The organism is Paraburkholderia sejongensis (genome assembly GCF_020880815.1).
In the GTDB taxonomy this organism is placed as follows: Bacteria; Pseudomonadota; Gammaproteobacteria; order Burkholderiales; family Burkholderiaceae; genus Paraburkholderia; species Paraburkholderia sejongensis.
The window spans coordinates 739,075-756,034 of record NZ_JAJITD010000001.1; the positions used below are offsets into that span (position 1 = coordinate 739,075).

General features: G+C 67.2%; 15 protein-coding genes. 4 read left to right on the forward strand and 11 right to left on the reverse strand.

The annotated features are described in order from the left end of the window. Window positions 1–258: 258 nt before the first annotated feature. From LJ656_RS03105 to LJ656_RS03115, 3 genes are all read right to left on the reverse strand, one after another. The gene (locus LJ656_RS03105) at window positions 259–1,524 is read right to left on the reverse strand and encodes a virulence factor family protein (protein ID WP_230507795.1); all 1,266 of its coding nucleotides are present in this window, start codon (window positions 1,522–1,524) and stop codon (window positions 259–261) included. Next, window positions 1,521–4,115: a bifunctional lysylphosphatidylglycerol flippase/synthetase MprF gene (gene mprF / locus LJ656_RS03110; RefSeq protein WP_230507796.1), complete on the reverse strand. Its 2,595-nt coding sequence runs from the start codon at window positions 4,113–4,115 to the stop codon at window positions 1,521–1,523. Before mprF ends, LJ656_RS03105 begins: the two co-directional genes overlap by 4 nt. Before the next feature lie 397 nt (window positions 4,116–4,512). Further along, the gene (locus LJ656_RS03115) at window positions 4,513–4,656 is read right to left on the reverse strand and encodes a hypothetical protein (RefSeq protein ID WP_230507797.1); all 144 of its coding nucleotides are present in this window, start codon (window positions 4,654–4,656) and stop codon (window positions 4,513–4,515) included. A gap of 232 nt (window positions 4,657–4,888) precedes the next feature. On the opposite strand from LJ656_RS03115, the gene LJ656_RS03120 reads away from it, so the two are divergent. Next, complete coding sequence (locus LJ656_RS03120; protein WP_230507798.1) at window positions 4,889–6,286, forward strand: MFS transporter; 1,398 nt, start codon at window positions 4,889–4,891, stop codon at window positions 6,284–6,286. Between the two features lie 9 nt (window positions 6,287–6,295). Here LJ656_RS03120 and LJ656_RS03125 read toward each other — a convergent pair whose 3' ends face one another. From LJ656_RS03125 to LJ656_RS03150, 6 genes are all read right to left on the reverse strand, one after another. Further along, window positions 6,296–6,790 (reverse strand): DUF421 domain-containing protein, encoded by a 495-nt coding sequence (locus LJ656_RS03125; protein ID WP_230507799.1) that lies wholly within the window; start codon window positions 6,788–6,790, stop codon window positions 6,296–6,298. Between the two features lie 63 nt (window positions 6,791–6,853). Beyond that, window positions 6,854–7,507, reverse strand: a complete 654-nt coding sequence (locus LJ656_RS03130; RefSeq protein WP_230507800.1) for a glycosyltransferase family 2 protein — start codon at window positions 7,505–7,507, stop codon at window positions 6,854–6,856. Beyond that, window positions 7,504–8,109, reverse strand: coding sequence for an SAM-dependent methyltransferase (locus LJ656_RS03135; RefSeq protein WP_230507801.1), 606 nt, complete (start codon window positions 8,107–8,109; stop codon window positions 7,504–7,506). Before LJ656_RS03135 ends, LJ656_RS03130 begins: the two co-directional genes overlap by 4 nt. A gap of 38 nt (window positions 8,110–8,147) precedes the next feature. After that, entirely contained in the window at window positions 8,148–9,446 is a 1,299-nt protein-coding gene (locus LJ656_RS03140; protein WP_230507802.1) for an acyl-CoA dehydrogenase family protein, read from the reverse strand. Between the two features lie 62 nt (window positions 9,447–9,508). Next, a complete protein-coding gene (locus LJ656_RS03145) occupies window positions 9,509–9,703 on the reverse strand; it encodes a hypothetical protein (protein ID WP_230507803.1) in 195 nt (64 codons plus the stop codon). Between the two features lie 73 nt (window positions 9,704–9,776). After that, complete coding sequence (locus tag LJ656_RS03150) at window positions 9,777–11,747, reverse strand: PAS domain-containing hybrid sensor histidine kinase/response regulator (RefSeq protein WP_230507804.1); 1,971 nt, start codon at window positions 11,745–11,747, stop codon at window positions 9,777–9,779. A 208-nt stretch (window positions 11,748–11,955) separates the two neighbouring features. Between LJ656_RS03150 and LJ656_RS03155 the strand changes: the two genes are divergently transcribed. After that, complete coding sequence (locus LJ656_RS03155; protein ID WP_230507805.1) at window positions 11,956–12,222, forward strand: hypothetical protein; 267 nt, start codon at window positions 11,956–11,958, stop codon at window positions 12,220–12,222. A gap of 134 nt (window positions 12,223–12,356) precedes the next feature. Here the strand turns inward: LJ656_RS03155 and LJ656_RS03160 are convergent, their stop codons facing one another. Beyond that, window positions 12,357–13,406: an NAD(P)/FAD-dependent oxidoreductase gene (locus LJ656_RS03160; protein WP_230507806.1), complete on the reverse strand. Its 1,050-nt coding sequence runs from the start codon at window positions 13,404–13,406 to the stop codon at window positions 12,357–12,359. 276 nt (window positions 13,407–13,682) lie between these two features. On the opposite strand from LJ656_RS03160, the gene LJ656_RS03165 reads away from it, so the two are divergent. Beyond that, on the forward strand, window positions 13,683–14,120 hold the full coding sequence (locus LJ656_RS03165; RefSeq protein WP_075300767.1) for a carboxymuconolactone decarboxylase family protein: 438 nt from the start codon (window positions 13,683–13,685) through the stop codon (window positions 14,118–14,120). 12 nt (window positions 14,121–14,132) lie between these two features. On the opposite strand, the gene LJ656_RS03170 is transcribed toward LJ656_RS03165, so the two are convergent. Continuing rightward, window positions 14,133–14,993, reverse strand: coding sequence for a LysR family transcriptional regulator (locus LJ656_RS03170; protein ID WP_230507807.1), 861 nt, complete (start codon window positions 14,991–14,993; stop codon window positions 14,133–14,135). Between the two features lie 190 nt (window positions 14,994–15,183). Between LJ656_RS03170 and mdtD the strand changes: the two genes are divergently transcribed. Continuing rightward, window positions 15,184–16,584 carry a multidrug transporter subunit MdtD gene (gene mdtD, locus LJ656_RS03175; RefSeq protein WP_230507808.1) on the forward strand — a complete coding sequence of 467 codons (1,401 nt, stop codon included), beginning with the start codon at window positions 15,184–15,186 and terminating at the stop codon, window positions 16,582–16,584. Window positions 16,585–16,960 lie beyond the last annotated feature (376 nt).

Here is a 16,960-nt window from a genome sequence, read left to right on the forward strand (position 1 = left end):
GACTCCGATCGAATGCCCGAGGGCCGCGATCGGCAGCAGGTTCGCCAGGAGACAGGCAGCAAAGCGGACATAAAAAAACCCGCCTCGTTTGGCGGGTTTCTGGTCACTGCAAAGTCGACGCGCGCTAACCCACCATTCGATGAATGATGCTAATAATCAGCGCAATACGGATGTCGAGGCAGTTCATGTCGGCGATCTTCGTCGAGATGGCGGCCTTTGTCAATCCCGCCGCCATGCATCGACTCGTTCCAATGGCGCTCAGTTTTGCACGCCGCTTTGCTTTTTGAACGCCGCGAGAATGCGTCGCTCGAGCGCGTCGTAGTCGTGACCGAAGTGATGATCGCCCGAGGTGCGGATCACTTCGACGCCGCTCTTCTCGAGTGCCGGACACAGCGTGTCCGTTTCGGTCGCGCCGTAGAAGCATTGCACCATCGCCGGCGGCACACGGCCCATCTCCGGACGCACCTTCAACGCCTTGTCGCTCGCCGGCATGCCGAGCCAGCCGCCGACGCGAATCTGGAAATCGGCGTCGGGCGCGAAGCCGAGCAGCGAGATCAGCGCGACCTTCGCGCGCTGCTCCGGCGGCAGACGGTTATACGCGAACGGCATCACGTCGGCGCCGAACGAATAACCGATCAGCGCGACGTGTTGCGCATGCCAGCGCGCGCCGTAGGTTTGCATCACGCGCGCGAGGTCGCGGCTCGTTTGCGCGGGCGGCTTCTCGCTCCAGAAATAACGCAGACTGTCCCAGCCGATCACCGACACGCCGTCCTTCTGCAACGCCTGCGCGATCGTCTTGTCGAGATCGCGCCAGCCGCCGTCGCCGGAAATCACGATCGCCATCAGGCCGTTCGGATGCGCGGCCGGCAACTCGATCAGCGGCAGATCGGACACGTCGTCGTCGCTGCTGGAGACCGCTTGCAGATGCGGGCTCACCAGCGCGACGAGACGCGCGCGATCGGCGTTACCGGTGCTCGCCTGCTCGACGAAGCCCGGCACCTTGTCGCGGATCACGGTCGGGTCCGGCGCGCACGGCTTGAAGCGCGCGTCGAGCGTCGCTTCGGGATCGACCGATACCGCGCCGGCGATCGTATTGGACGGCGCCTGTTCGAGCACGTGCATCGCCAGCGTCGCGCCCTGCCCGGTACCGGCGACGATCGGCGCGAAATACTGGTTCGACTGCTCCTGCCGTTCGAGCTGATGGCTCAACGCCTCGGCATCGCCGACCAGTTGATGACAGGCCTCCGGCTTCGCTTTCAGGTTCGCCGCGTAGCGCGCGGTATCGACGCCAACGGTCAACGCGCCCGCTTTCGCGAGCGCATCGGCGCTTTGCTGGTCGGCCGCGCTCCAGCCGCTCGCCTGCGAATACAGCACGACGAAGCCGCGCAGCGGCCCTTCCGGCCGGGTCACCCGCACGTCGCCGTAGCGGCCGCCGGGCACGGTGGTAGTCGCCGCGTGCGCAAGCGCGCCGCAGCTCAGAACGCTCGCTACAACGGCGAGACGCAACAACGGATGCAATGTCATGAACGCCGGCCTCCCGCCAGCAACGACAGATCCGCGAGCGTGAAGAACACGCCGACCGAACCGGAAGCCGCGAGATAACGCGGCTCCCAGTGCGGCTGGAACTTGTTCTTGAAAGCACGCAAGCCGCGGAAGTTATAAAAGCGGCCACCGAAGCGCCACACGATGCCGGCCAGCCGATGCCAGCGCGACGCGAGCGGCGTCGGTTGCACGCCCGAAAGCGGTGCGATGCCGAGACTGAGCGAGCGAAAACCCGCCTGTTTCAGATGCAACGCGAGCTGCGTGAACAGATATTCCATTGCGTACGGCGACGCGCTTTCGACGTGACGCATCACGCCGACGGTCGCCTCGGTATTCAGGTCGGTCGTCATGAACGTGACGAACGCGACCGGCTCGCCGTTCTGGCGCACCAGCATCACCGACTGCGCGGCGAGGTATTCGTCGTGGAACGCGGCCACCGAGAAGCTCTTCTCGCGCGCGTCGCGGCTGTCGAGCCAGCCGTCGGAAATCTCGCGCAGCGTCTCGAGCGACGCCGGCACGTTGGCCTGGTCGATCACTTCGACCGTGAAGCCGTCGCGCTCGCCGCGCTTCAGTGCATACCGCAGATGCGCGCGGTGCGAACCCTTCAGATCGAAATCGTCGAGCACCACGTGCGCTTCCTCGCCGAGTTTCATCAGCGTGAGACCGGCGTCGAGATACAGCGGCAGCGCGTTCGCGCGCACCTGGTAGAACGCCGCGCGGCCGCCGTGCTGATGGGCGAGCGCGACGAACTTGCTGATCAGCCCGGCCCACTCCTCGCGCGGGCCGACCGGATCGTGCAGCGCGGCCCACGTGCGGCCGTTCTTCGCGTACATCAGGAACGCCTGGCGCGACTCGGAAAACAGGAAGCTCTTGTCGCCCATCAGCGCGAGACCGGCGTCGCTGCGCTCCTGCGCGCGCACGATCCGCGCGGCGTCGTGCAGATCCTCGGGGGCAGGCTTCACGAAGCGGCCGCGCGCCGGGCGCAGCAACTGCCAGAACGAGAAGGTCGCGGCGAACAGGCTCGCGGCCAGCGTCGCGCGCAGTGCCCGCGACGCGCGCTCGTCGAACGCGAATTGCCACCACAGGTCGCGCGAATACGGCACGTCGCGGAACGCGAACAGCATCACCCAGGTGGCCAGCATCAGCACCATCGCGACCGACACCAGCCAGCCCGCGGTAAAGCGCTCGGCGAACAGCGACGAATGACGGTTGAAGCGCTTGCGGGTGGCCAGCAGCAGCGCGATCAGCGTGCCGAGCACGCCGGCCTCGACGAACGCGAGCCCCTTGGTCAGCGACAGCGCGAGGCTCAGCACCGCCAGCGCGAGGGTCATCCACCATGCGGCGTCCAGGCGCCGCAACAGCCCGCGCGCGACGAACAGCAGCAGCACGCCGAGCACGCTGCACAGCATCTGTGAGCTTTCGAGCACCCACAGCGGTACCACGTCGCGCAGGATATGAATGCGTTGCAAGAATGCCGGCGTCGCGCTGGAGATCACCAGCATGCCGCCGACCACGAACGTGACGAGGCTCAGAAACAGCGGCGCGAGTTCGGACACCCGCTCGGCCTGCAGCAGCGACAGACGGCTCTTCAGCGCGCGCCCTTCGAAGCCCGCCAGCAGCGCCGCCGACACGATCAGCGGCACGCCGAAATAGATCGCGCGATACGCGAGCAGCGCGGCGACCATCTGCTGCATCGGCACGCTGCCGGACAGCGTGAACACCATCGCCGCCTCGAACACGCCGACGCCGCCCGGCGTGTGGCCGATCATGCCGAGCAGCATCGCGGCCGAATAGACGGTCACGAAACCGATAAAGCTGACGTTCACGTGCGGCAGCAGCGCCCACAGCGCGAGGCCGGCGGCGACCACGTCGAGCACCGCCAGCGCGACCTGTTCGAGCAGATCGCGGCGCGCCGGGATATCGAACGACAGCCATTGCCAGCGCGTGCGCACCGGCCGGGTTTCGCGCCGGCAGGCGGCGGCCGCGAGCGCCAGCGCGAGCAGCAGTGCGGCGCCGCTCCAGCGCAGCACGGGCGGCGCCAGATGCAGCATCGGCGCGAGCTGGTCGGCGCGGCAGACCATCCCGAGCGCGGTCATCAGCACCAGCGCGAGCGCGAGCGACACGCTCGTGAACACCGTCATGCGGCCGATCTGCGCGGGCGTGATGCCGGTAACGCCGTAGACCCGCGCACGCACCGCCCCGCCGGTCAGCGCGCCGAAGCCGGTCGCGTTGCCGAGCGCCGAGCCGGCGGTCGCGCCGACCCACAGCGCCGCGCGCGGCACACCAGCGCCAAGATAGCGCAGCCCGACCGCGTCCCGGCCGATCAGCGCGACATAGCTGAGCGCGGTCGCGCCGAGCGCGCCGATCCACTCGCGCGCCGACAGGCTGCGCAGTTCGCGGATCACCGAGCGGTAGTCGACCGCCTGCGACAGATGCTGCAGCACCACTAGCAGCAATCCGCAAATGACGAGCGCCAGCACGGGCGACAGAAGTCGCCGGCTGCGCAGCACCTGCGCGGCACGGCCGAGCAGCGCGCGCGGTTGCGCGAAGCGGTGTTGAAGTCGACGGAACATGGTCAATTGCGGGCCTTGCGGGAAGCGATCGTGGCGCCGGAGCGTCACGTGGGGGATCGCCTGTAGTGACGATTACAAAGTGATAACGGCAAAGCGTGCAAAAGGTTGACAGTATTGGTAATTCCCCTGTCATCCGCGACCGGCGTGAGAAGGGGACGAATTGTAAGGCCTGGGCGGGTAGATCCGGGGATCGAGGTTTCGAGGCGGTCGCCGCCGTCAGGTTCGACAGCGCGCCGCGGCGCATGGCGGGGCAAACGACGCCGCGTCCTGCGAGCGCGCCGGGACGTGAGTCGGGAATCTGAAGGGGATAGAAAATGGCGGGGCAGAAAGCACGATGCCCGCTACAGGAGCGGGCATCGAAGACGGCGGCGAGGCCGGGCGGCGGATCTGTCGCGCTTTACTGCGGGCGGCGATACGCTTCCGCGAGCACCGCGCAGTTTTGCAGATGCAGGTTCAGCGCATGCAGCGCCAGTGCGCGGAGCTTGCCGAACAGCGTGTTGGCGGCGGGAGTGGAACGGGCGGCGGTCGATGCAGTGTTCATATTGGGCTCCGGGAAACTAGGGTTTCTACCTAAGGAATAACCCGATTATAGTCTTCTGATGGCGCACTGCAACAAAAAATTAACTTTTCGCGTCGAACCCACCCGCCTCGGCGCACCGAAGTCAAAAATTCTTAAAGGGCACGAACGGCCGCAGCCGTGTTAGCAATCCGCACCGTACAGGTGCAATAATGCCCCCTTTGCCTGCGACGACACGCCGCAGCTCTCCGCCGTCATGACCATCGTCCAGAAAGCTCTGATTGCGCCCCTTATCGTCGCCTGCGCGATGTTCATGGAGAGCGTGGACGCGAACGTGATCGTCACCGCGCTGCCGGCGATGGCGCGCGATTTCGGGCGCGATCCGGTCACGCTGAAAATCGCGGTGACGAGCTATGTGCTGGGCCTCGGCGTATTTATTCCGGTATGCGGCTGGCTCGCCGACAGATTCGGCGCGCGCACCGTGTTTCGCACCGCGATCGGCATTTTCGTGACCGGCTCGCTGCTGTGCGCGGCGTCCGGTTCGCTCGCGACCTTCACGCTCGCGCGCTTCGTGCAGGGGGTCGGCGGCGCGATGATGGTGCCCGTCGGGCGCATCATCATTTTCCGGGTCGTCGAAAAGGCCGACTTCATCCGCGCGATGAACTATCTGAGCGTGCCCGCGATGCTCGGCCCGGCGGCCGGCCCCCTGCTCGGCGGCTTCATCACCACCTATCTGCACTGGCGCCTGATCTTTTTCATCAACGTGCCGATCGGCCTGCTCGGCATCTATCTGACCAACCGCTATATCGCCAACACCCGCGAACCCGATCCCGGTCCGCTCGACTGGATCGGCTTCCTGTTGTCGGCGGCGGGCGCGGTGTTGCTGCTGCTCGGGTTGTCGCTGGTCGGCGGCGAACTGATCCCGACCCTCGACGCGTTGGGCATGTGCGGGCTCGGCGCGGTGCTGCTGGCGATCTACGTCGCGTACGCGCAGCGGGTCGCGCTGCCGCTGCTCGATCTGCGCTTTTTCAAGGTGCCGACCTTCCAGGCGAGCGTGCTGGGCGGCTCGCTGTTTCGCATCGGCCTGGGCGCGCTGCCGTTCCTGCTGCCGCTGCTGCTGCAGGAAGGCCACGGGATGAGCGCGTTCGAATCGGGGCTGATCACCTGCGCGTCGGCGTTCGGCGGGATGTTCATGCGCACGATCGCATCGAGCGTGCTGCGCCGCTTCGGCTTCCGCTCGGTGCTGGTGTTCAACGCGGCGCTGTCGGGCCTCGCGATTGCCGCGTGCGGGCTGTTTTTCCCGCATACGCCGACGTGGATCATCTGGGTCGTCGTGCTGCTCGGCGGCTTCTTCCCGGCGCTGCAGTTCACCAGCCTCAATTCGCTGACCTATGCGGAGATCGCGAGCCGCGACGTCGGTCGCGCGACTAGTCTCGGCAGCGTCGTCCAGCAGATGTCGCTCGGTCTCGGCGTGACGGTCGGCGGGATCGCGCTGCAGATCACCCGCGCGCTGAACGGCCATGCGAGCGTAATGTGGTCGGATTTCTGGCCGGCGTTTCTGGTGGTCGGGCTGTGCTCGTTCGCGTCGATCCCGGTCACGCTGCGGCTGCCGCGCGCCGCGGGGGAAGAGATTTCGCGCGGCGGGCGCGGCTGACGGCCGGGCTCACGCCTGCTTGCGGATCACGCTGATTTCGCCGTTGCGTTCGAGAATCGCCGCGGCCACGTTCTCCAGCGAGCGCGAGCCGGTTTCCTGCCGCACCGTTTCCTCGATATCGGTGCGCGTGACCAACGCCGCATGCATCTCGCGCGCGTTGAACTTGCCGTCGCTATAGACCTCGCGTTCGCTCCCGCCGACCAGCAGCTCGAAGCGCCGCGAGCGCATGCAGGCCCACGCGAGCATCCGGTGACATAGCACGATCAGAAACGACGCGCCCACTGTCGCGATGAACGGCGACGCGCCGATGATCGCACGGCTCAACGTGGCGCCGAGCAGGATCACGACGACGGAGTCGAACGGCGAGCGCTGCCCGAACGAACGCCGCCCCGACACGCGGATCAGCACCAGCGCGATCACGAAGATCGCGATCGCGCGCAGCCCCATCTGCAACGGATCGAGCGTGTGGCCTTGGCCGAATAGAACGTAGATCACGTCCATCATGATGTCGCCCTCCTCTTGTTGCCGCCCTCCCCGCGGCCTGCCGTTAGCGATGAAGCCCGCGCGTCAGCCGGCCGCCCACGTGAGCAGCGTGTCGGCGAAGCCGCCGCGCGCGCGAGCCAGCGCGCGCCCGCTGGTGAGCACGCGCGGCGCGGCGCTCCACGCGATGCGCGCGCCGGTCGCGATCAGCCGGTCGACCAGCGCGACGTCCTCGCTGCATTTGAGCGGCGGAAAGCCGCCCGCGCGCCGGTACGCCTGCGCCGAGACGCCGAGATTCGCACCATGCACATGGCGGTGGCCGTCGGCGTCCACGTAGGTCTTGCGGAAATACTCGCGCACGCTGTGCGGGTGCTCGCTCCAGTCGTCGACCGCGATCGAGCCGCACACCGCGTCCGCGTCGAGCGCGAGTTGCGCGGCCAGCCAGCCCGGCGACACGCGGCTGTCGGCATCGGTAAACGCGAGCCAGCGCGCGCCTTGCGCGAGCAGCAGCGACGCGCCGAGCGCACGGGCAATACCGACGTTGCGCGCTTTCAGCGTCAACGTCTGCACGCCGTAAGCGCGCGCGATCGCGCCGGAAAAATCGCTGCACGCATCGAGCGCGACGACCACCCGCACCGCCTCGCCGGCGAGTCCTTCGTGGCGCGACGCTTCGAGCACCGCCGCGAGGCAGCGCGCGATCAACGCCTCTTCGTTATGCGCGGGAACGATCACGCCGATCATAGAAGCCCCTCGCGTTGCGCGACGGAGCGTGCATCGCGCGACCACACGTCGATCAGCAGATCCGCTTCCGCGTGATGGGCGAGCCGCGCGAGCCCGCAGCGCGCATCGAACAGCGCATGCGCGTGATCCGCCGATTCGCGCGCCTCGGCGAACGGCCGGCGCCAGTGACACGCGAGCAGCGTGCCGTCGGTGGTCAGCGACGCGGCGATCCGCGCGGCCAGCGTTTCCAGCTCGGCGGTATCGAGGTAATAGGCGAATTCGCTGACGACGATCAGATCGAACGGTCCGGACGCGGTCGGCCATTGACGCGGCACCGTGCGCTGCTCGACCTTCACGTTGGCCGCATCGGCGACGCGCTCGCGCGCGAGCGTGACCGCGCGCGGATGCAGATCGGCGGCGAGCAGCGCATCGCAGCGCTTTGCCAGTTCGGCCGTCAGTTCGCCGTTCGCGCAGCCCGGTTCGAACGCGTTGCGGTAGCGCGGGCGCGGCAGCAGCGCGAGCGTCAGCGAACGCTTGCGGCGCTCGTACCAACCTTCGCGCAGCCGCCACGGATCGTCGCTGCGCCGATACAGCTCATCGAAGTACAGCACCGTCGAGTTCATCTCGGTAACCCTTTGGCGAATGCTCGTGGGAGAAGACGTCATATCGTCCATTGCGAGTCCGTTGATGAGGACACCTGACCCGGCGGCTGCGCGGCCTGCGCCGCTCGTGCGTCCCGAGGGCTGCCCGCGGCCGCCACCAGTTGCTCCCCGAGCGCGGCCAGATCGCGCTGCGCGTGGCTCTGACGCAGAAACACCGGCAGGTCCGCGAGCGCCCGCGCGAAACGCGCGTCGCGGCACAGAGGGCCGGCGCCGAGTGCGCGCGTCGCGTGGTGCATGACCGTGTCGGCCGCCTGTTCGACCGCTAACCGCGCGCGCAGCGCGGCGGTTTGAGCGTCGTCGCGCGGATGCGCATCGATCCATGCGGCCGTTTCGCGCAGCACTGCGGCGGCGGCCTGCAACGCGATATCGGTCGCGCCGAGTTGCGCGAGACGCAGCGGATCGGCGCGTTGCGCGCACGCATCGCGCAGACTGCGGCCGATCTGCGCGGCCGCGCCATACCAGCACGCGGCGATGCCGGCGCCGCCGTGCCAGAAGCCGGGGCGGCGCACATACGCGTGCGGTGCGCCGAGCAGCGTTGCGACGCTGGCGTCGAAGTGCACGTCGGCGCTGGCGGTGGCCTGCATGCCGACCGCTTGCCAGTTCGATGTATCGATCGTGATCGACGGCTGTGCCATGTCGACGGCCGCCAGTATCGGCTCGTCGTCGAGCCACGCGGTCACGAGTGCATGCGTGACGCTTTGCGCGCCGGAGCACCAGGCTTTGGTGCCGGTCAGGCGTAGTTGGGTGTGAACGCGGGTGACGCGCGCGGCGTTCGCGCGCTCGCCGCCGATTGTTGGGATTCCTGTTTGATCGGCAGCGGCTTCGCAGGCCGTTGCCCTCACTCTTGCCTGCGGCGCCTCGGCGGCCCACACAGCCCAGCGGCTTGCCTCGGGTGCCGGCGGACCATCCAGTTCGGCGAGTATTGCCAGCGCATCCGTATGGCCTTCGAACAGTTTGACGAGCCCCAGGTCGCAGGCCGCTACCGCCGCGAGCGAGCGCCAGCGCGCGAGCGTCTGGCCGTGGCCCGGCAACGGCATCGACGGCGCGCGATCGTAGCCGCACCCGATCAGCGACGCGAGCATCGCGCCGAGCGCGTGCGGATCGTTCGGGTCGAAACGCGCATCGCGTAGAAACTCATCGAGCGGTTTGGCGGAGTTGGAAGGAGTCGCGGCACGGCCGCTTGTGCGTGGCTCGTGTGGTTTGTGTGACTCGCGCGGCACGCGCCCCGGCTGGGGTTCGTGCGAGCGTTGCCGTGGCTGCGCCAGGAAGTTGGGCGCGGGGTCGCGCGTGTCGAGCATCGTGCCTCCGTGCACCGGGTCGAAGGACGGCGCGCCGCGGTGCGGCGCGCCGGAACGTATGCTCAGTCACAGCAAGCAGCGTGCCGCGCGATGAAGGCTAGCGGCATGGTGCCGGCCTCGTGCATCGCGTGCGACGGGCTAGCCAACAGGAAAAGATCAGGAACACTGAGAAAGAGTGAAATAGTGAAGCGCTTGCCGCACTGCATGAAGCCGAAGCTGACGCCGAAGCCGAAGCCGAAGCAGGAAGTTGCGCGCACACACGTATCGCGGACGGCCAGATTTCCAACCCGCGAAGCGTGAAGCGCGCCTCACGTCAACCCGCTCAACAACTCAACCGCTCAACCGCGCATCGGCCTGCGCCAGCAACGCATCGAGCACCGCCATCTCGACCGGCTTGACCAGATGTGCGTGAAAACCCGCCGCGCGGGTGCGATCGAGATCGCTCGCATGACCGAAGCCGGTCATCGCCGCGTACATCGTGCGGGCCAGCTCGGGCATCGCGCGCAGCGCGGCGAGCGTCGCGTAGCCGTCGAGCTTCGGCATCGCCAGATCGATCAGCGCGAGATGCGGCGCGAAACGCGGCGCGATCTGCACTGCCTGCTCGCCGTCGTATGCGAGCCGCACCTCATGGCCCTTCAGTTCGAGCAGCATCGCGAGGCTGTCGGCGGAATCGCGATTGTCGTCGACGACCAGCACCCGCAGCGGCTGGATCTCGGCCGCCGCGCCACCCGCGCCGCCCTCGCCCGCTTCGGTCGGCGCGGACGCGAGCGGCAGACTGAGCGTGAAGGTGCTGCCGAGCCCTGCACCCTCGCTGCTCGCGACGATGCTGCCGCCATGCATTTCGACCAGCGACTTGCACAGCGTGAGGCCAATCCCGAGCCCGCCCTCGCCGAGCCCGTCGCCTTCCTTTTCCTGCGCGAATAGCTCGAAGATCTTGTCGAGCGAGCGCACCGGAATGCCGCGCCCCTGATCGCGCACCTCGAGCACCGCCATGCGGAAATCGACCCGGCCCTGCACGTCGATCGTGCTGCCCGGCGGCGAAAACTTCGACGCGTTGTGCAGCAGGTTCTGCAACACCTGCACGAGCCGGGTCAGGTCACCGCGCACCTGCACCGGCTCGTCGGGCACGTGCGCGACCACCTGCTGTTCGCGCGCATCGGTAAACGGCCGGGCCGCCTCGATCGCGCGCGCGATCACCTCGGCGAGGTCGACTGCGCAGATCCGCAATTCGACCTTGTCGGACATGATCCGGCCGATGTCGAGCAGATCGTCGACGAGCCGGGTCAGGTGCGTGATCTGACGATCGATCAGATCGCGCGCCCGCGCGAGCACCGGAGTCAGTCCGGACTCCACCTGCATCACGCCGAGCGCGTTGCGCACCGGCGCGAGCGGATTGCGCAGTTCGTGCGCGAGCGTCGCGAGAAATTCGCGCATGCGCTCGCCCGAGCGTTCGAGTTCTTCGCGCCGGCGCCGCTCGGTCAGATCGCGGGTGATCTTCGCGAAGCCGCGCAGCCGGCGCGACTCGTCGTAGACCGCGGTGATGATCACGTTGGCCCAGAAGGTCGTGCCGTCCTTGCGCACGCGCCAGCCTTCGTCCTCGACGGTGCCGATCTGCCGCGCGATCGCGAGTTCGCGCGCCGGCTTGCCGGCCGCGGCCTCTTCCGGCACATAGAAGCGCGAGAAATGACGGCCGACGATTTCGTCGTGCTTATAGCCCTTGATGCGGGCCGCGCCCGCGTTCCAGCTGATCACGAAGCCCTGCGGATCGAGCATGAAGATCGCGTAGTCCTTCACGCTGTCGACCAGCAGCCGGAAGCGTTCCTCGCTCTGCCGCAACGCTTCGAGATACTCGCGCTGCGCGGTTAGATCGCGGGTGATCTTCGCGAAGCCGGTGACCTGGCCGCTGGAGTTGCGAATCGCGGTGATCACCACGTTCGACCAGAACGTCGTGCCGTCATTGCGCACCCGCCAGCCTTCGTCCTCGAAGCGGCCGGTCAACGCCGCCTGCTCCAGCTCGTAGGCCGGCCAGCCGCGCGCGACCGCCTCCTCAGTGTAGAAGCGTGAAAAATGCTGCCCGACGATCTCGCTTTCCTTGTAGCCGATGAGCTTCTGCGCGCCGGCGTTCCAGCTGACGATGTGCCCTTTGTCGTCGAGCAGAAAGATCGCGTAATCGGAGATCGCCTGCACCAGCGACGAATAGTCGACGCTAACGGGCGGGCGCGCGCCGGCAGCCGGGGCCGGCTGCACGGGGCGGTCGAAGTCGTCGGTTGCGCTGGAGGAACTCACTTCGGACTGGGTCATGGCATGCACGTATAAGTTTTTATGTGAAGCAAACTCCGGTCCCGGCCGGCGGGCCGTGCGCAATTGGGCAGTTCACCGAACTGTGGGTCAACACAAAGCGCGGAGCTTATAACGCCGGGCCCCGCATTTGCTAGTCCGGTGAGGACCGGACCCGCGCCGCGCAGCAGCGTGCGTCCCGTTCCACCATGACTATCCCAGGGAGATTCAGATGAACAAGTCCTTTACCACGTTCACCCGGCGCCTGGCCGCACCGCTCGCGCTCGCCGCCGCGCTCGGCTTTGTGCACGGCAGCGCGCAGGCCGAAGGCTGCACCAAGGGCGCGGCGGTCGGCGGCGTGACCGGCCACGTGGCCGGTCATCACGGGGTCGCGGGCGCGGCCGCCGGTTGCGCAATCGGCCATCATGAGGCAAAGAAAAAGGATAAGCAGAAGGCCGAGAGTACCGCCGCGGCCGCGAGCGAGCCGAGCGGGAAATAATGCCGGCACCGGGATGACGAAACAGGTAGCAGCGGCGTCGCGCGATGCGCGCCGCCGCCAGCGCCGAAGCCTGGCTCGCCCGCTCCCGCCGTCCCGATTACCGGGCCTGCAAACGCCGCCGCCGGCAACTAACGTCAACCCGTCGCGGCAATCTTCTGCGCGAGCTTCGCGTCGTAACTCGAATGCACGTGCACGCGTTTCTTCTCGGGAAACGCATACGTGTACGCCTTGCGCAACGCCAGCGACGCTTCGTGAAAGCCCGACAGAATCAGCTTCTGCTTGTTCGGATAGTTCGCAAGGTCGCCGACCGCGAAAATGCCCGGGCGCGAACTTTCGTAGTTCGACGTATCGACGTCGATGCGCCCGCCGTGACTCGTCAGTCCCCACTGCGCGATCGGGCCGAGATCGGCGACCAGTCCGTACAGCGCGATCAGATGCTCGGCTTCGAGTTCGGTTTCGCCGTCGAGCGTGCGCAGCGTCAGCGAACGTAACGCGCCGTCGGCGAGATTCAGTCCGGAGATCGCACCGACCACGAAGTCCATCTCGCCCGCGTCGACCGCGCGCCGCATCAGTTCCACGCTCGAATCCGCCGCGCTGAAACCGGGCCGCCGATGCACGAGCGTCACCCGGCGCGCGACCTCGCGCAACGCGAGCGCCCAGTCGAGCGCGGAATCGCCGCCGCCGGCGACCACCACGACCTTGTCGGCGAAAGCGGCGAGCCGCGGCACGCTGTAATGCACGTGACGCCCTTCGAGCGGCACCGCCTCGGGCAACGCGAGCTTTTGCGGCATGAACGCGCCGTTGCCGGCCGCCAGCAGAATCGCCGCGACATCGAATACCAGTCCCTGGCCGGTGCGCACGGTCCAGCGTCCATCGTCGCGCTGCTCGACCGTAGCGACGCGCTGTTCGAGATGGATCGGCACGTCGAACGGCTTGCACTGCGCCAGCAGCCGCTCGACCAGTTCGCGCGCGGTACACGAGGCAATCGCCGGAATGTCGTAGATCGGCTTGTCCGGATACAGCTCGATGCACTGGCCGCCGATCCGTCCGAGCGCGTCGACGATCTGACACGAGAGCCCGATCACGGCGGCCTCGAACGCCGCGAAAAGACCCACTGGACCGGCGCCGACGATCAGGACGTCGGTGCGGATCGGGCTCGCTTGCGGGTCGGCGGCGGTGGTCATCGGTGCAATCTCCTGAGGGGCCCATCAGCGCGCGGATGGCGTGGATGGAGTGGATGAGCCCACCATACCGAATCGGCTTGCACGCGGCAACGATGCCATTGCCGACGGTAAGGATGCTCGGTGCCGCTCGTCGGCGCGCTCAAAGTGGCTACCTGAAATTGCCGGAAAGCGGCCATTTCTTAAGTCCATTTGCGTGACTAAGCTTACGTCTGGATCACCGATCGCAATACCCGTTCAGCGCTTGAACCCTTTCTTCCCAACCTTGCGGAGCCCGTCATGGAACAACGTCTCGACTTCTACAAAGCCAACCCCGCCGCCGTCAAGGCACTGCTCGGCGTCGAGGAGCGCATCGGCAAATCGGCGCTCGAAAAATCGCTGGCCGAGCTGGTGCGGCTGCGCGCCTCGCAGATCAACGGCTGCGCGTTCTGCGTCGACATGCATACGACCGACGCGCGCAAAGGCGGCGAAACCGAACGGCGGCTCGCGACCGTCGTCGCGTGGCGCGAAACGCCGTTTTTCACCGACCGCGAGCGCGCGGCGCTGGAATGGACCGAAGCGGTCACGCTGGTGTCGCACGAGCATGTGCCCGACGCGGTGTGGCAAGCGGTGCGCCCGCATTTCAGCGACGAGGAGCTGGTCGACCTGACGCTGCTGATCGCGGCGATCAATGCATGGAACCGGCTCGCGATTGCGTTTCGCAAGATGCCGGCGTGAACGGCGCCGCCGTCACTCCCCGACCCACGAGCCGCGCAGATCGCTGTCGTGCAGCAATTGCAGCAGCGTATCGGCCGGGCGGCTCAGGCGCTTCGCCGCGAGCGCGATAAATTCCACCGACGGCAAAGCCGGCAGCCCAGCCGCATTCAACGGCGGCGCCAGCCCGCGCGCGGCCAGGTACTGCGGCCGCACGGTAATGCCCAGGCCCCCGCGCGCGGCCGCGATACAACCCGAGTGACTGCTGCTGGTGCAGACGATCTGCCAGCTCGCGCCGGCCTCCGCGAGCGCATCGAGCACCACCGCGCGCGTCACGCTCGGCTCGGCCACGAGGATCAGCGGCAACGGCTGACTCAGATCGACCAGCGTGCCGGTGCGCGCGAGCCATTCGAGCCGCCCGGTAAAGAGCGGCACGCCGCGCTTATCGCCGAGCCGGCGCTTGCCGACCAGCAGATCGATCGCGCCCGCGTCGAGCAGTTCGTAGAGCCGCCCGGTCATGCCGATCGTGATTTCCAGTTCGACATCCGGATGCGCGTTGCGAAACGCCGCGAGCACGGTGGGCAGCGGGCCGAGCGCGATGTCGTCGGACGAGCCCAGACGCACGCGGCCCTTCAGACGCGGCGCCTTGAACTGCGACTCCGCGCGCGCGAGCGCCTGCAGGATCACGCTTGCGTGCGCGAGCATCGCTTCGCCGTCGGGGGTCATCGCGAGCGAATGGGTGTCGCGCACGAACAGGCGCCGGCCGACGCTTTCTTCGAGCCGCCGGATATGTTCGCTGACGCTCGACTGCGTGAGCGAGAGCCGCCGCCCCGCCTCGGTGAAGCTATGGCAGGCCGCGACGGTCGCGAAGGTTTTAAGCCAGATCGGATTGAGCATCCCGCATTGTCGCGCTGCTTATCGGCAAAGTCGATAACAGTCAGCGACCCTAGTGGGGTTCCCGATTGACGTAGATGACAATAAGATGACGCAATTCCCGCTTCCTCCGCGCGGCGGGCGCTGCGCCTCTTTTGGCTCATCCGGCTCATCCCGCTCTATTGGCCGCGCCCCCGCGCCCGCCGTTGAAAAAATGACCAAGGATTCCTCCCTCACCGCGTTACTGTGGATCGTCGCCGCCGGCTTCTTCATGCAGTCGCTCGACACGACGATCGTCAACACCGCACTGCCTTCGATAGCGAACAGCCTGCACGTCGCGCCGCTCGCGATGCAACCGGTGGTGGTCGCCTACACGCTGACGATGGCGATGCTCACCCCCGCCTCCGGCTGGCTCGCCGACCGCTTCGGCACCCGCCGCGTCTATTTCGTCGCAATCCTGATTTTCGTGCTCGGTTCGATCTGCTGCGCGGGCGCGCATACGCTCGGCCAACTGGTGCTCGCGCGCGTGCTGCAGGGCCTGGGCGGCTCGATGCTGCTGCCGATCGGCCGGCTCGCGGTGCTGCGCAGCGTGTCCGGCGAACAGTACGTGGCGGCGCTCGCGTTCGTGTCGATCGCGGGCCAGCTCGGGCCGATCGCCGGACCGACGCTCGGCGGCTGGTTCGTGCAGGCGATCAGCTGGCACTGGATCTTCCTGATCAACGTGCCGATCGGCGCGGTCGGTCTGTTCGCGGTGCAGCGTTTCCTGCCGTCGCACGACGCGGTCGAGCCGCCGCGGTTCGATTTCATCGGCTGCGCTTTGCTGTCGTTGTGCATGATCGCGTTTTCGCTGGCGATCGACGCGCCGGTCCCGACGCATCGCGCGGCATGGTCGGCGGCGCTGTTCGCGCTGGCCGTCGCGAGCGCGCTCGCCTACATTCCGTATGCGCAAAGCCGCCGCGATCCGCTGTTCAAACTGTCGCTGTTCGGCGAGCCGAATTTCAGCGTCGGACTGATCGGCAACCTCGTGTGCCGGGTCGGCTCGAGCGCGGTGCCGTTCCTCGTGCCGCTGCTGCTGCAATTGCAGCTCGGCTATTCGCCGCTGCATTCCGGCCTGATGATGCTGCCCGCCGCACTCGCCGGCACGCTCGCCAAACGCTGGATCGCGCCGCTCGTGCGCCGCTACGGTTACGACACGTTCCTGCTGGTCAACACGATCATCGTCGGCTCGTCGATCGTCGCGTTCTCGCTGATTTCGCGCGGCACGCCGCTGATTTTCGAAATCGTGGTGCTGGCGATCTTCGGCGCGGCCAACTCGATGCAGTTCGCGGCGATGAACAGCGTGACGCTGAAGGACCTGTCGCACGAAGACGCGGGCAGCGGCAACAGCCTGTTCTCGATGGTGCAGATGCTGGCGATCGGACTCGGCGTATCGATCGGCGGCGGCCTCGTGAATCTGTTCAACGCGCAATCGGGCTCGGCCGAACTGGGCTTTCGTCTCGCGTTTGTGTGCGTCGGCGTGATTACGCTCTTGTCCGCGTGGATCTTCCGGCATCTCGACGACCCGTCCGGCACGCGGCCGATTCGTGGGCAGGCGGCGCAAAGCGCGGGGCGGTGACGGTGGGTGATGCGTGATGCGTGATGCCTAATGCGTAATGCGTAATGCGTGGCGGTTGGGGATGCGCAAGTGCCTTACGTGTCCTTGCGCGCGACAACCCATCCCGACTGCAACGGAGTCCGCCGTACTGCATCACGTCGTGACCTTTTCGGCGTTCAACGCAATGCGTTGCGGATGACGCGCGTTGCACCGGCAGCGCACCGGCAATGCCTTTAATGCGGCCTGCATGATACGAGACACCGACGCACCACGCCGCGCGGTCGAGCGCATCGGCCACCCTTGCCGCTAAAGCATCACTCGTGGCATCTTCATGCCATCCATTCATCCATCGCGTGCAACGGGTGTCACTTTCGCGCGTCAGCGTGTCAATTCGCAC